14 protein-coding genes are annotated in these 14,587 nt (G+C 71.5%); 10 read left to right on the top strand and 4 right to left on the bottom strand.

The window, feature by feature from the left end; translation table 11 throughout:
- The first annotated feature begins 157 nt into the window (after positions 1-157).
- From hisN to ACGLYG10_RS00760, 5 genes are all read left to right on the top strand, one after another.
- A complete protein-coding gene (gene hisN, locus ACGLYG10_RS00740) occupies positions 158-991 on the top strand; it encodes a histidinol-phosphatase (RefSeq protein WP_073327105.1) in 834 nt (277 codons plus the stop codon).
- A 180-nt stretch (positions 992-1,171) separates the two neighbouring features.
- Positions 1,172-2,035 carry an undecaprenyl-diphosphate phosphatase gene (locus ACGLYG10_RS00745; protein WP_073327107.1) on the top strand — a complete coding sequence of 288 codons (864 nt, stop codon included), beginning with the start codon at positions 1,172-1,174 and terminating at the stop codon, positions 2,033-2,035.
- A gap of 231 nt (positions 2,036-2,266) precedes the next feature.
- Entirely contained in the window at positions 2,267-3,928 is a 1,662-nt protein-coding gene (locus tag ACGLYG10_RS00750; RefSeq protein WP_432416220.1) for an FAD-dependent oxidoreductase, read from the top strand.
- Positions 3,925-4,353 (top strand): metal-sensitive transcriptional regulator, encoded by a 429-nt coding sequence (locus tag ACGLYG10_RS00755; protein WP_244542520.1) that lies wholly within the window; start codon positions 3,925-3,927, stop codon positions 4,351-4,353. The genes ACGLYG10_RS00750 and ACGLYG10_RS00755 overlap by 4 nt, the downstream gene beginning before the upstream one ends.
- A 66-nt stretch (positions 4,354-4,419) precedes the next feature.
- Positions 4,420-4,599 (top strand): hypothetical protein, encoded by a 180-nt coding sequence (locus ACGLYG10_RS00760; protein ID WP_073327108.1) that lies wholly within the window; start codon positions 4,420-4,422, stop codon positions 4,597-4,599.
- A 45-nt stretch (positions 4,600-4,644) separates the two neighbouring features.
- On the opposite strand, the gene ACGLYG10_RS00765 is transcribed toward ACGLYG10_RS00760, so the two are convergent.
- Both ACGLYG10_RS00765 and ACGLYG10_RS00770 read right to left on the bottom strand, forming a co-directional pair.
- The gene (locus ACGLYG10_RS00765) at positions 4,645-6,255 is read right to left on the bottom strand and encodes an OmpA family protein (protein ID WP_073327111.1); all 1,611 of its coding nucleotides are present in this window, start codon (positions 6,253-6,255) and stop codon (positions 4,645-4,647) included.
- 238 nt (positions 6,256-6,493) lie between these two features.
- Positions 6,494-7,081: a flavin reductase family protein gene (locus ACGLYG10_RS00770; protein ID WP_139240679.1), complete on the bottom strand. Its 588-nt coding sequence runs from the start codon at positions 7,079-7,081 to the stop codon at positions 6,494-6,496.
- A 23-nt stretch (positions 7,082-7,104) separates the two neighbouring features.
- Between ACGLYG10_RS00770 and ACGLYG10_RS00775 the strand changes: the two genes are divergently transcribed.
- The 3 genes from ACGLYG10_RS00775 (at position 7,105) to ACGLYG10_RS00785 (ending at position 12,192) form a co-directional block, all read left to right on the top strand.
- Positions 7,105-7,320: a hypothetical protein gene (locus ACGLYG10_RS00775; protein ID WP_073327114.1), complete on the top strand. Its 216-nt coding sequence runs from the start codon at positions 7,105-7,107 to the stop codon at positions 7,318-7,320.
- 100 nt (positions 7,321-7,420) lie between these two features.
- Positions 7,421-8,860: an exonuclease SbcCD subunit D gene (locus ACGLYG10_RS00780; RefSeq protein WP_073327115.1), complete on the top strand. Its 1,440-nt coding sequence runs from the start codon at positions 7,421-7,423 to the stop codon at positions 8,858-8,860.
- Positions 8,860-12,192, top strand: coding sequence for an AAA family ATPase (locus ACGLYG10_RS00785; protein WP_073327117.1), 3,333 nt, complete (start codon positions 8,860-8,862; stop codon positions 12,190-12,192). Before ACGLYG10_RS00780 ends, ACGLYG10_RS00785 begins: the two co-directional genes overlap by 1 nt.
- An 80-nt stretch (positions 12,193-12,272) precedes the next feature.
- Here ACGLYG10_RS00785 and ACGLYG10_RS00790 read toward each other — a convergent pair whose 3' ends face one another.
- Positions 12,273-12,761, bottom strand: coding sequence for a DUF6912 family protein (locus tag ACGLYG10_RS00790; RefSeq protein ID WP_073327118.1), 489 nt, complete (start codon positions 12,759-12,761; stop codon positions 12,273-12,275).
- Positions 12,762-12,937: 176 nt separating this feature from the next.
- Here ACGLYG10_RS00790 and ACGLYG10_RS00795 point away from each other — a divergent pair, with 176 nt between their 5' ends.
- Positions 12,938-13,462 (top strand): Fis family transcriptional regulator, encoded by a 525-nt coding sequence (locus ACGLYG10_RS00795; protein WP_073327120.1) that lies wholly within the window; start codon positions 12,938-12,940, stop codon positions 13,460-13,462.
- 88 nt (positions 13,463-13,550) lie between these two features.
- On the opposite strand, the gene ACGLYG10_RS00800 is transcribed toward ACGLYG10_RS00795, so the two are convergent.
- Positions 13,551-13,784 carry a helix-turn-helix domain-containing protein gene (locus ACGLYG10_RS00800; RefSeq protein ID WP_073327121.1) on the bottom strand — a complete coding sequence of 78 codons (234 nt, stop codon included), beginning with the start codon at positions 13,782-13,784 and terminating at the stop codon, positions 13,551-13,553.
- 112 nt (positions 13,785-13,896) lie between these two features.
- Between ACGLYG10_RS00800 and ACGLYG10_RS00805 the strand changes: the two genes are divergently transcribed.
- Positions 13,897-14,571 carry a hypothetical protein gene (locus ACGLYG10_RS00805; RefSeq protein ID WP_073327774.1) on the top strand — a complete coding sequence of 225 codons (675 nt, stop codon included), beginning with the start codon at positions 13,897-13,899 and terminating at the stop codon, positions 14,569-14,571.
- The last annotated feature ends 16 nt before the right edge of the window (positions 14,572-14,587 follow it).

A 14,587-nucleotide genomic window follows, 5' to 3' on the forward strand; every position in this document is an offset into this window, starting at 1 on the left:
GGGGTCCTGCGGTACCAAAGCCTCACCGCCGCCTACGACCTTCGGCCCGCGCATGCTCCTCCTGCGGTAGGAGTCCGCGCCCCGTCCGCCACGGTAATCGGGTGTCCTTCGGCCCCGTCGGAGCCGGAAGCGCGCGACATCCGTCTACCCTCGTGCCATGAGCAGCAATGCCGGTTCCTCCCCCACGTCCCCCGCAGCGGAGCGCCGTTGGCGCGACGACCTGCACCTGGCGCACACCATCGCCGACCAGGTGGACCCGCTCACTCAGGCACACTTCGACGCCCAGGACTTCGAGGTGGAGACCAAACCCGACCTGACCCCCGTGACCGCGGCCGACCGTGAGACCGAGCGCCTGATCCGTGACTACCTGGCCCGCGCCCGCACCCGCGACTCCGTGCTCGGAGAGGAGTTCGGCACCACTGGCCACTCCCCCCGCCAGTGGGTGATCGACCCGATCGACGGGACCAAGAACTTCGTGCGGGGCGTGCCCGTGTGGGCCACGCTCATCAGCCTGGTTGAGGACGGCGAGGTCGTCGTCGGCCTGGCCTCCGCGCCCGCGCTCGGGCGGCGCTGGTGGGCGGTGCGGGGCGGCGGCGCCTGGACCGGCCGTTCCCTGGCCTCGGCCCGCCGCCTGCACGTATCCAGCGTGGCGAGCCTGGAGGACGCCTCCCTGTCCTACTCCTCGCTGTCCGGCTGGGCCGAGCGGCGGCGGCTGCGCGGCATGCTGTCGCTGATGCAGGCCTGCTGGCGCACCCGCGCCTACGGGGACTTCTGGTCCTACATGCTCCTGGCCGAGGGCGCGGTGGATCTGGCCGCCGAGCCGGAACTGGAACTGTACGACATGGGCGCCCTGGTGCCGATCGTGGAGGAGGCGGGCGGACGCTTCACCTCCCTGTCCGGCGAGCCGGGCCCCTGGGGCGGCAGCGCCGTCGCCACCAACACCCTGCTGCATGAGGCGGTCCTGGAGCGCCTGTCGGCCGAGACCGACTGACCCGGGCGACGACGCCGGGCGGGCCGCGGTCCGACGCGTACCGGGGCGCCGTCGTCGGGCGGCGGAGCGTGGGGCCTGGCCCGGTCGTGCTGAGGCCGGTTCCACACGCGCGGATGCGCACGGGACGGGCCATGCCCGGTAGCCTCTCAGGAAACACCGCACCCGATCGCTGGGAGCCTCATGAACTGGCTGCACGCCGTCATCCTCGGCATCGTCGAGGGCATCACCGAGTTCCTGCCCGTGTCCTCCACCGGGCACCTGAACATCGTTGAGAAGCTACTGCACTACGACATCGACTCCGTGGGCATGACCGCCTTCACCGCCGTCATCCAGGTGGGCGCCATCCTGGCCGCCGTCGTCTACTTCTGGAGCGACATCGTGCGCATTGTGACCGCCTGGTTCAAGGGCTTGGCCGACGCCGAGGCGCGCACCGACCCCGACTACACGCTCGGCTGGGGCATCATCCTCGGCTCAATCCCGGTGGCCGTGGTGGGCCTGTTGTTCAAGGACTTCATCGAGGTGACCGCCCGCTCCCTGTGGGTTATCGCGGGGGCACTGATCCTGTGGTCGGGTGTCATGTGGCTGGCCGACCGGCGCAGCGACGGGCCGACCGGAGCCGCCCACACCTCTTCGGGCAAGGGCATGCGCGAGGTGTCCCTCAAGGACGCCCTGATCATCGGCGGCTTTCAGGCGCTGGCGCCCGTGTTCCCGGGTATCTCCCGCTCGGGCGCCACCATCTCCGCAGGACTGTTTCTGCGCTTCGACCGGGTCACCGCCACGCGGCTGTCCTTCTTCATGGGCATCCCGGCGCTGCTGGCCGCCGGCGCCCTGGAGGCGGTCACCGCCGCCGGGGACATCTCCGCGACGGTCGGCTGGGGGGCAACGGCGATCGCCACGATCGTGTCCGGCCTGGTGGCCTACGCGACGATCGCCTGGCTGCTCCGCTTCGTCTCCTCCAACAAGTTCACCGGCTTTCTCATCTACCGCGTGCTGCTGGGTCTGCTGATCATCGTGCTGGTGGCCAGCGGCACCATCGCCGCCTGACGTCGGGTGGCGGTAGAAGTCACACCGGCGAGGCAGGCGCCGTTAATACCCCCTGGGGTATTGTCGCGCGCAGGTGGTCGCCCGGAATGGGCGCCGAATGCTGCACCACGGCACGACGACGCGAAAGGCACGACGTTGACCCCAACTGTTTCCTCCCCGGCCGCTGCTTCGCGCCCCGACGACGGCGCGGCCGCGCTCTCCTCCTCCGGCTCCGGACGGCCCCGCCGGCTGGTGATCGTCGGCGGCGTCGCCGGGGGCATGAGCTGTGCCGCCCGCGCGCGCCGCCTGAGCGAGGAGGCCGAGATCATCGTCCTAGACCGCGGGCGGCACGTCTCCTTCGCCAACTGCGGCCTGCCCTACTACGTGGGCGGCGAGATCGAGGACCAGGAAGACCTGCTGGTGCAGACCCCCGAGCGGCTGCGCGCCTGGCTGAACCTGGATGTGCGCACCGGACACGACGTGGTCGGCATCGACCCCGAGGCGCAGGAGGTGATCGTGCGCACCGCCGACGGCGTCCAGCGCCTCGGCTACGACGCCCTGGTGCTCTCCCCCGGCGCGCAGGCCACGCGCCCACCCGTCGACGGGCTCGACTCGCCGCGCGTGGCCACCCTGCGCAGCGTTGAGGACGCCGCCCGTCTGCGGGAGTGGGCGGACGCGGGCGCCCGGTCCGCCGTCGTCCTGGGCGCGGGCTTCATCGGCGTTGAGGCCGCCGAGGTGCTGGCCAAGCGCGGCATTGCCACCACCATCGTCGAGTACGCGGAGCACGTGCTGCCGCCGCTGGAGCGGGAGCACGCCTACCCGATCACCCAGGAGCTGCGCGGGCTCGGCGTCGACGTCCGCACGGGAACCGCCGCCGAGTCCATCACCCACGGCGCCGACGCCGACGAGGTCCGCCTGGCCGACGGCACGCGCGTGCGGGCAGACCTGATCGTCCTGGCCACGGGGGTGCGCCCGGACACCGACGCCTTCGCCTCCTCCGGGCTGGAACTGGAGCGCGGGGCGATCGTCGTCGACGAGCACGGCCGCACGAACCTGCCGCACGTGTACGCCGTCGGCGACGCCACCGTGTCCACCGATCCGGTGACCGGGGCGCGGCGTCCCGTCCCCCTGGCAGGCCCGGCGAACCGAGCGGGGCGGCTGGTGGCCGACTTCATCATGGATCCCGACCACGCCCGCCCGATCCCCGCACCCCTGGGCACGGCCATCGTGCGCGCCGGGGGTATGACGGCGGCGATGACCGGCGCGAACCGCGCCGCGTTGGACGCCGCCGGGATCGAGTACACGACCATCCACCTGCACCCCAACCAGCATGCCGGCTATTTCCCGGGGGCATCCCAGTTGCACCTGTCGGTCAGCTTCGCACCGGACGGGCGGATTCTCGGCGCCCAGTGCGTGGGCCGCGACGGCGTCGACAAGCGCATCGACGTGCTGGCCACGGCCATCCGCGCCGGGCTGGGCGTTGCGGACCTGATCGACCTGGACCTGGCCTACGCCCCACCCTTCGGACAGGCGAAGGACCCGGTGAACCTGGCCGGAATGCTGGGGGCGAACGTCCTGAACGGAACCGTGGAGGTGTGGGATGTGCGCGACCTGGAGCGGGTCCGCCAGACCCACCTGCTGCTGGACGTGCGCACGAGGGCCGAGGTCGCCCGCGGCATGGTGCCGGGCGTCCTCAACATTCCGCACACCGAGCTGCGCGCCCGCATCGAGGAGGTGCGGCAGGCCGCCGCGGGACGCCCCATCGGCGTGATCTGCCAGGTGGGGGTGCGGGCGAATATCGCCCACCGGATCCTGGCGGGTAATGGGCTGAAGTCCTCGGTTCTCACCGGCGGCATGATCACTCTGCGCGCCTGGCTGGGGGACGCCGCCGACTCCTACCTGGTGGGGGCGTGATCGCCGTGGCCAAGGCTCAAGATGCGGCAACTCGAGGTGCCGCCGCGACGACGGCAGGCGCTGAGGCGACGGCGGCCCCGGGATTCGAGTGCGATCCGGAGACGAAGCGGCGCATCGTCAACCGGCTCAAGCGGGCACGTGGCCAGCTGGACGCCGTCATCGACGCCGCCGAACGCGAGGCCTCCTGCAAGGAGATCGTCACGCAGCTGTCGGCGGTGACGCACGCGCTGAACCGGGCCGGTTTCGTCATCGTCGCCACCGCCATGCAGGCCTGCGCCGACGGCGAGCGGACGACGTCGGCCGGCCGGGACGGCAGGGACGGCGTCGGCGAGACCGACGGGACCGGTGCCTCGTCGAATGGGGCTTCCCGGCCGGGGGCGCTGACCATGGACGAGCTGGAGAAGATCTTCCTGTCCCTGGTCTGAGCGCCACCCGGGCGCGATCTCCCCCTTTCTTTCATCACCCGATCACCACAACCAGAGGAGAACATCATGTGTCGCAAGGTGACGTGCAAGCGGTGCGGCAAGCCCACCTGGGCCGGCTGCGGGCAGCACATTGAGCAGGCGCTGGCGGGCGTGCCCAAGTCGCAGCGCTGCCAGGGCCACGACGACAAGCCCGCCGCGCCCGCCACGCCGTCGAGCTTCCTGCGGGGGCTCTTCGGGCGTGGTTAGACCTCTGGCGAGGCGGATCATTCCGATTACCGACAGACCTTTCGTCTATCCATCAATGACGGGCACGTCCGTCAGGCGCCAGGGCAGCGGATTCACGTCCGCGTCGGCCGGACGGTCCACAATGACGGTGTCCTCACCGGTATCGGGCCAGGCGATGCACACGCGCATAACCTGCCCCTCTTTCAATGAGCCGACGACGTTGAGTTCCGCCAAGGGGCGGTGGGATTCCCGGTCCGGGGGCAGGTAGTCGACGGGAAACACGTAGCTGCCACCGGAGAGCAGCGTGACACCGCTGGCCGCGGCGTAGCTGCTCACCCCGCCGGACTCCCCGCGGGCGTTATTCAGTCCCCAACCGGAGCTGTCTGTCAGCACCTGGCGCGGCGACACCTCAGCGCCGCCTTCACCACCGGTCAGCACCAACTCCCCGAACAGCAGACCACCGCGTCTGGTGACCTGCTCCAGGGTGATGGTGAGACTGCTGCTCCCGCCGTCGGGATCGGGGATGGTCACGCCGTCGGGGCCGGGCGCGCTGGGGCCCTCCGGCTCGGGCACCAAGGACGTGGCCGCCGGTGCGTTCAAAGTGCTCGTTGTGCCGCCGGTGGGCGTGATGACGATCTCCACGCGCCGGTTGGCGGCGCGAGCGGCGTCGTCCGTGCCCTGCACTCGTGGCTCTTTCTCCCCCTTGCCCGCAACAGTCACCTCCCAGGCGGACAGATCGGTCAGCTCCCCCAGGCGGTCGGAGACGGCCTGAGCGCGCCGCTCGGACAGGCCCTGGTTGTAGTCGTCGTCGTTGACGTCATCGGTGTGCCCGGTGATCGTCAGGTTCCCGCCGTCGGGGTAGCCGGCGATCGTGTCGGCCGTGTCGCTCAGCAGCGCGTCCGCCTCGCCGGTCAGATCGGAGGAGTCGACCTCAAAGGTGACATCCCCGGAGATGGTCACGGTGACGTCCTTGTCGGTACTCAGTCCGCTGCCAGAGCCGTCAACGGCCTCCGTGTAGCGCTCCAGCGGGATGGGTGCGGCGAACACAGAATTCGGCTCGGCCTCCGCCAGGATCGTCTGGGCGTCCAAGTCGGGCACCGCATCCAGGTTCACGACCGGCACCTGGAAGAAACCGGTCGTGGACAGCAGCACGGTTACCGTGGAGATGTCGGCGTCGATGCCGCCGAAGGCGATTCGAAGGTCCAACGATCCCCCCGGTTTCACTGAGTCGCTTGAGAAGTCAGTGTGCGTAGGGATCCACACGCGACTGTTCTCGGAATCGATGATTCGCAGCGGCTGGGTGCCGTGGTCCTCGTCAAGGTAGTTGCCGACCCAGGTGAAGCCCGGGGAGCAGTAGGTGTCCTGGTTGGGATCGTCCTCGGGACGTTCTACGTGTATGAGCAGGATCGACGACGACTCATCAACGCGCACCAGCGGGCCGACCTCCACATCGAGGGTGTTGCCCTCGAGCACGTCGGTCACTCGTTGCAGCGAGGTGGTGGCCGGTGCGGCCGGAGCCGCAGTCGTACCGCCCGTGGACGTGGCGTCGCCGGAGCCAGCGGGGGAGGAACTCGGCGAGCCGGAGCAGGCCGTCAATGCACTCAGTCCTCCAACGATCACAGGGAGAGTGAGCGCGCCACGGCGTGAGAGCAGCCGTGAGGACATGGAAAAAGCCATGAGCTACCTTCCGAAGACACCAGGAACGAGTCAAATGTATCGGCAGCATAACAGAATCAGGTGCGAGCACGATCGGAAATCTCAACCACCGGCATGCCGATGATCTTCTCCGCGAGTTGTCCAAGTTCGGCATGAACGCGTCCGCAGCAGTGAACCATGATTATCAAATCATTGAAATGACGCGGTTCTCCGGAACACCACCCGGCCCGTCAAGCGCGTTTACGCCGATCTCGGAGCATCATTCTCCCTCGTCCCCCACCCGCAGCTCTCCGACAACGCCGGGCTCGCAGAAGAAGGCCGGAGCGAGTCGCGCGTAGGCATCCTTTGTGGGGAGCCGCAAAAGCTCCTCGTGCATCGCAAGCAGGTCGATCTTCCCGAACAAGTAGGCTTCTCCGCCGTCAAACCGCACTGTTCGAGTCAGGCTGCAGTCTGCGTACGCCGGGCACTCCAGTAGGTGCGGCACCCCGCCCACGCGTGACTCTTCCAGCGTCAGGCCCGCCACGGCCAGCCTGCTTTCTCTGGGTGCATCCGCGACCTCTGCGGCCCGCTCGGCCTGCCGGGCGGTAGGGAAGTTCAGAGTGAAGCGTCCGGTGGCGGTCGCATTGACACAGGTCTGATGCTGCTCGGAACATCCGAACCCGATGATCGGCCCGCGGAAGGCGGCCATTGACACCCAGCTCTTCGGCGCCAGATTCACCTCGCCGTCGGCATCGCGAGTCGTCACATACACGATCTGTCCGGGCACAGGGGACGGACGCCACTGCCACTTGTCCGCGGGCAGTGGATGAAAAGGCGAAGCCGCGGTCCGCTCCATGCCTTGCCCCACAGCCTCCAGTATAAGGTCGAGGCATGAACCGGAGCCCTACGGCGACCGCGACCCGCTGGTCAGGAGGCTGGGAGCTCGAGCTCGACGACCACCGCACCCAGGTTGCCCACCTCTACCGGGCACGCCAGCAGGTCATCGATTACCTCGATACCGTTGACGCGGCCACCGACCACTCCAGTTGGGAGATCGACATCGTCCTCGAAGTCGACTCCCTCGGGCAGGTTCACCACGTCGGCTGACCGTCACGCGCTCGCCCGCCGACCGCTGGGCAGCAGTCCCCTGAACGCCGCCCGCTAAGCACCTCGAATTCGTGTCGGAGCTCTGTGAGAGGCTGCGGGCATGCGGATCCTCCACACCTCCGACTGGCACCTCGGGCGCACCTTCCACGGCCGGGTGCTCGACGACGCCCAGGCCACCTTCGCCGACCATCTGATCGAACTGGTGGACTCCGAGCAGGTGGACGCCGTCGTCATCTCCGGTGACGTGTACGACCGCGCCATCCCGCCCACCGCCGCCGTCCGACTGCTCGATGACACCCTGTGCCGCCTGGCCGACCGCACCCGCGTGGTGCTTACCCCCGGCAACCACGACTCCGCCCAGCGGCTCGGCTTCGCCGCCGCCCTGCTGCGCGAGGGGCTGGACCTGCGCGTGCGCGTGGCCGACGTCGACCGGCCCGTCATCATCCCCGACGCCGCCGGCCGCCCCGGCCTGTACGTCTACGCCCTGCCCTACCTGGACCCCGACGCCGCCCGCATATCCCTGCCCCGGCTGCTCGCCGAGCGCCTCGGGGAGGGAGAGGGCTCGGGCGTGCAGGGCGATGATGCGGCTCCGGCCGACCTCGCCGTGCCCTCACCCGCCGACGGCGAGTCCCCCGCGAGCGCCAGCGACGTCGACTCCCCCACCCGCGCCGGCTCGCCCTCCCAGGCCGGCTCCGGCCTTCTGCCGCGCAGCCACGAGGCGGTGGTCTCCGGGGCTTTGCGGCTGGTGGCCCGCGATCTCGCCTCCCGCCGAGCCGACGACGCGGCCAGGGTGCCGGCGCTGGCCATGGCGCATGCCTTCGTCGTCGGCGCTCAGGCCAGCCCCGACTCCGAACGGGATATCCGCGTGGGCGGAGTGGACTCCGTCCCGGCCGGCGTGTTCACCACGCTCGGAGGCTCACCGCTGGCGGGCACCTCCGGCGGACTCGACTACGTGGCCCTCGGTCACCTGCACCGCCCCCAGGAACTGCACGACTCCGCCCGGGATCGCGGGGCCGACGGCGCGCAGGCCGTCGCTGAGGCGGCCGGCACGGGCACCTCCCACCCGCGCCTGGTCTACTCCGGCAGCCCGCTGCCCTTCTCCTTCCCGGAGGCCGACGCCGCCAAGTCCTCCGTGCTGCTGGAACTGGACGCCTCCGGCGTCACTCGCCTGGAGCGCATCCCCACGCCCACTCCGTACCGGCCCACCACGCTACGCGGCACGCTCGAGGAGCTGCTCGCCCCCGCCAACGCCGCACACGCCACCGACTGGATACGGGTGGAACTCACCGGGCCCATGCCGTCGGGCACCATGGCGCAGCTCAAGGATCGCTTTCCCAACCTGTTGGCCTTCTCCCACACCCGCCCCGAACGCGAGCAGCGCGAAACCATCACGATCAGCCGCGCCTCCGACCCGGTGGAGGTGGCCGACCGCTTCCTGGCCGAGATGCTCGGGGATGCTCCGAGCCCCGCCCAGCACGCCATCATGTCCGAGGTCTACGACGCCGCCCGCCGCCAGACCAGCAGTAAGAAGGAGCGCTGATGCGACTGCACCGACTGACCGTCACCGGCGTAGGCCCGTTCCGTGGCACGGAGACCATCGACTTCGACCGCTTCGCCGCGTCCGGCCGCTTCCTGCTGACCGGGCCGACCGGCTCGGGCAAGACCACCATCATCGACGCGATCGTGTTCGCCCTGTACGGGCAGGTGGCCGACTCCGACGGCTCCTCCAAGCAGCGCATCCGCTCCACCCTTGTAGACCCCGCCGTCCGCAGCACGGTGGACCTGGTCTTCTCCAACTCCGCCGGCGTCTATCGCGTCCTGCGCACGCCGGAGTACATGCGGCCCAAGCAGCGCGGCAGCGGCACCACCAAGCAGAACGCCACGGTGAAGCTGTGGCGGATGTCGGCTCCCGCTGGGGCAACCGTGGATGAGCCGATCACCCGCGTCGACGAGGCGGGTAAGGAGATCCGGCGGATCGTGGGCCTGGACCGGGAGCAGTTCACCCAGACGGTGATCCTGCCCCAGGGGAAGTTCGCCCGGTTCCTACGAGCAACCTCCGATCAGCGCCACGAACTGCTGCGCGACGTGTTCGGCACCGGCATCTTCGACGCCATGCAGGAGGAGCTACGCGCCCGCAGACGCGACGTAGAGCGGCAGATGGAGGCGGCCCGGCAGGCCCTGCGCACCCGCGCCGACGTCCTGGCCCCGTTACTGTCCGCGCCCGTTACCCCGCCACCGGTCACCGATGCGCCGATGGATGACGCGTCTGCCGCTCCCGGCGTCGGGGCATCAACCGGCGCCCCCGCCGACGAGCCCGCGTGGCCCGACGACGTCACCGAGCCGGGGCCGTACTCCTCGCCCGCCGCCCGCCTGGAGGCCCTCGTCACCGCCGCCGCACCGGATGCCGCCGCCATCATCGCCTTCGGCGAGGAGGCCGTGGCGGCCGCCCAGGCCGCGGCCACTCCCGCCGAACAGGCCCTGCAGGTGGCCGACGCCGCCCGGAGGGAGGCGTCGGCCACCCTCGACGCCGCGCGAGCGCTGCAGGAGCGCCTGAACCGCCGTGCCCGGCTGCTGAGCGAGCAGCAGCAGCTCGACGCCACCGCCGCGCAGGACGCCGACGCCGCCGCCCGCCTGGATGCCGCCCGCCGCGCCGGACCGGTCGCCCGCGCACTGGCCCGGGCACGGGACGCCGCACGTACAGCCGAGGCCGCCCGCAGCCGGGCCGCACAGACCCTCGCCGACGCCGCCCCCGCGGAGGCCGCCGACGCCGATTCCGATAGCGCACGCGCCGTAACCGCCGCCGAGGCGGTCCCGGCCGGCGCGGCCCTGGACGGGCTCGCTGCACTGCTCTCGACCGAGGCGGTCGGCACCGGCACCGCGGCCGAGCCGACGGCCGATTCCGACGCGCACCAGACCGTTCCCACCCCCGAGGTCGAGCCCTCCCTGGCGGCCGTGACCGCGGCCGCGGCGGCGCTCACCGAGCGCGGTCAGAGCCTGCGCACGCGCGCCGGAGCGCTCAGCGCCGTCGTCGAGGTGGAGGCGGGCCTGCCCGCCCGGGCGCAGGCGGCGCAGGCGGAACAGGAGCGGCTGACCGCCACCGCGGCCGAGGTGGAGCGCGCCGCCGCACAGTTGGCCCAGCGCCCCGGGCTGCAGGCCGAGCTGGTCGAGCGCCTGACCGCCGCCCGGGAGGCACAGGCCGGGCTGGCGCAGGCGCGCGTGACGCGGGACGCCTGCCGGGAGCGTTTACAGGCCGCCCAGCGGGCCGAGGCCCTGGAGCCTCGCATCGCCGCGGCCCGCGACGCCGTGCAGCAGGCCGCCGCCGAGGCGCTGGCCGCGGCGGGCCTGGTTGCGCAGCGGCGCAGCGCCTGGATCAACACCACCGCCGGCTCGCTGGCCACCGAGCTCGTCGACGGGCAACCCTGTCCCCTGTGCGGATCCACCGAGCACCCCTCCCCCGCCACGCCCGGGGAGTCCGCGGTCTCTCGCACCCAGGTTGAGGACGCGGAGGCGGCGCAGCAGCAGGCGGATGCCGCCCTGGCCGCCCGCACCCGGGAACACGACGCCCTGGTCACCGAGCAGGCCGCCGCGCGGGCGCAGGCCGGCGAGGACTCCGTGGCCGACCTCACCCAGTCCCTGGAGACCGCCGCAGCCCAACTCGAGGCCGCAGAGCGGACCGCCGCGCCGCTGGCCCAGCTGGAGGCCGAGCTGGCGGAGTTCACCGAAGTGACCGACCAGCTGCGCGAAGGCCTCGATCAGCGGCGCAGCCGCCTGGCGGAGGACCGTGCCCGCCTGGAGGCGGGGGCCGCCGCCCTCACCCAGGATCGGGAACGGTGCCGCAACGCCCGCGGAGAGCACGAGTCCGTGGCCGCACGTATGCGTTCCCTGGCCGGCGCCGCCGACGCCGCCGCCGAGCTGGCCGGCCTGCTCACCACGGCCGGAGACACCGCCCGCACCGTCGTTCAGGAACGCGGCGAGCTGGCCGACGTCGTGGCGCAGGCCGGGTTCGTGTCCGCCGAGCAGGCCGCGACGGCCAGCCTGCCCGGCCCCGATCTGGCGGCCCTGGAGGCACAGGTCAACGAGGCGACGGCGCGGCGCGAACGGGTCCGGCAGGCACTGACCGAGGACGAGGCGATCGCCTCCCTCACGGGGGAGGAGATCGCCGACGTCGACGGCGCCCAGGAGCGACTGGCCGCCGCCGATGCCGCCTACGAGGCGGCGCTGCAGGCGCGGGAGCAGGCGCGTGCGTTCCTCGCCCGGGTTCGGGACGCGGCCGCCGGACTCGCCGACGCCGCCGATACGCTCACCACCGCCATGGAGGACTCCGCCGCCCTGCTGGAGGTAGCCGCCCTGGCCACCGGCTCCAACGACGCCGCGACCCCGCTATCCACCTGGGTGCTGCTGGAGCGATTCAACGACGTACTCGCCTTCGCCAACGACAGGCTGGACCAGATGTCTGCGGGCCGCTACGCACTCGTCCGGGTCGCCGACGAGGCCGGCTCTGCGCGCCGCAAGGACCGGGGCCTGGGACTTGGTGTGGTGGACCGGTTCTCCGACTCGGGTGTGCGCGATCCCAAGACGCTGTCCGGCGGGGAGACGTTCTACGTGTCCCTGTCGCTGGCCCTCGCCCTGGCGGACGTGGTCACGGCCGAGTCCGGCGGGGTGTCGATGGATACCTTGTTCATCGACGAGGGCTTCGGCTCACTGGATCCCGAGACGCTGCAGGCCGTACTCGCCGAACTCGGGCGGCTTCAGGCCGGTGGACGCACGGTCGGGATCGTGTCCCACGTGGAGGAACTGCGTCGGCAGGTGGCCGACCGCATTGAGGTCACCCGCTCGCCGACCGGTTCCACGCTGCGCACGATCGCCTCCTAGCCGGACGCCGGGCGACGCCCGCGGGTTGACGCCCCGGGCCATGGGTGCGATGCAGCGGCCTCGGGGGCGGCACTGTGGCCTCAGCGGAGACGTCGCCGGCCGGCGCCCAGTTCCTCGGCGAGTGCGTTCCGTTCGGACACGTCGTACCACAGCAGATCCGCGTCGGCGGCGCGCTCGAAGGCGGCCTCGTCACCGGTGCGGGCGGCGCGCACATCGGGCTCGGCGTCCGCCTCATCCACGAGGAGTGCCGCAACGGCGTCCCACTCCACTGGCGCGGTCAACTCAACCGTTCCCGGCAGCACGTCGTCGCCCGCCGGCACTTCCCGCACCTGCTCCTCCTCGACGTCGGCGGCGATCACCACCCGCCGGTCGGCCAGGGCCTCGGCGCCGGGCACAGCCAGCAGCATTACGGAGGAGTCCGCGGCGCACAGGCTGGCGGAGACCTCCAGCCCCTCCTGGTCCTCCTCGGGGAACACGGCGGCGAGCGCGGGCGTGGCGGCGTGGGCGGTGCGGGGGCTGATCGAGTCCGCGGACAGGTCGGCGGCGGTGGCTGGCAGGTAGACGCGCATGGGGCAAGTGTGCCCCGAAACCGGGCCCGGCACGCACTTGCCACTGCGCGCACGCCACCCGGGCCTCCCTCACACGCACCCCAACGCCGCACGCGTTCACCGCCCCAACCGGCACGCGCGCGGGCTACGACTAACGTCCCCTTGGCGCGGCGGGGCCTATGTGGTGGGCTGTCGGTATGAACTGGGACAGCTTGCTGACCGATCTGGAAAGCCGCTTCGACGCCGAGCGGCGCACCAACATCGCCGCCGAGGCCGCCGACCTCGCGGAGGCGGAGATCGCCGCCCTGCACCTGGCCGACCGGCTGCGCGGCGCCGTCGGCCGCACCGTGCACCTGCGCACGCGCGGCGGGGCCGCCGTCGACGGCGTGGTGCGGCGCGCGGAGGACGCCTTCGTGCTGGTGGATGAAGGCGAGGGGATCCAGTCGCTCGTGCCACTCGAGGCGGTCGCACTGGCCTCGCCCCTGCCCGGTCCCGCACCGGCACCCAATGGGCACCACCGCCCCAGCCTCCAGGGCGCGCTGCGGGAGCTCGCCCGCGCGGGCACACGGGTGCGCGTGATCTGCGCTTCGCAGGAGGTCACGGGCCGACTCGCCCGGGTGGGGGCCGACTACATCGACGTCGCCCGCGACCCGGTGTCCGGGCACGCCCCCGGGGCGATCACCATTGCGCTGGCGGTGATCGATGTGATCCGCAGCCGGTAAGCAGTGGCGGCAGCAGAAACGGCACCGATCCGACCGCAGGCGTCACGACCCGGGCCGTTGTCTTGGCCCGGGCTCGGCGCTCGGTGGCCTAGGCGTTCACGGATCGGGGTGTCTTGGCGCTCCCGGAGGCCACCATCTGACGAGTCGCGGCCAGTTGCCGCTCCACGTACTCGTCGAAGGCACTCTCCGGAACCCGCCACAGGTGCCGTGCCCCCACCTGGATTGCGGGCAGCTCCCCGGACTGGATCAGGGCACGCACCCCCTGGGCGGACAGCTGGAGGTGCTCGGCTACTTCGGCGATGGTCAGAAACTTATCCGGCATGGCACTATGCTCTCATCATCTTGCCGTATGCGCCATAGTTGAACATACTTGTGGATAGCCAATGATGCTCTCAGAGCATCCAAAGGTCACGCTCATGATCGAGGAGGATCCCGTGAGCTCAGCGCAGCGAAGCGCACCCCACGCCCCCAATACCAGCCCCGGCCGCCCAGCGCCCGGTCGCCTGCGCCGCCCCACTTGGAAGGATCCGCGGCTCGCCGGCGGACTGGTGCTGATCGGTGCGGCCGTGGCCATGGGCACCTGGGCCGTCAACGCCGCCGCGGACACCGAACAGATCTACGTACTCGCCCAGGACGTCGCCCCCGGCACCGACCTGAACGCCGACGGGGTGCTCACGCTGGTCGACTCCCACCCCGGCACCGCCGCCTACGTCACCGCGGGGGACCTGCCCGCGGACGCCGTCGCCACCCGCTCGCTCCAGGCCGGAGAGCTGCTGCCGTCCGGAGCGGTCGGAGCCGCCGGAGACGTCGACCTGCGTTCCGTGGTACTCGACGTCGCCTCCGGCCTGCCCACGGGCACCGGCGCCGGCGACGTCGTTGACCTGTGGGCCCTTCCCACCGCCCCGGTCGCCGGGCAGGAGGCCGGTGCCGCCGAGGTCGTGGCCCGGGGGCTGACGATCTCCTCCGTCGGGGAGGCCGGCGCCTCCATCATCGGCGGCACCAGCGTGCAGGTGGAGGTACTCGTCCCCCAGGACGCGGTCGCCGACGTGCTCACCGCCGTCGGTGCCAACGGACCCCTCGTACTCGTGCCCACCGGCCAGGGGCAGTGATGGCGGCCGCGAGCCA

The sequence above is a fragment of the Actinomyces glycerinitolerans genome, from assembly GCF_900098745.1.
Classification (GTDB): domain Bacteria; phylum Actinomycetota; class Actinomycetes; order Actinomycetales; family Actinomycetaceae; genus Actinomyces; species Actinomyces glycerinitolerans.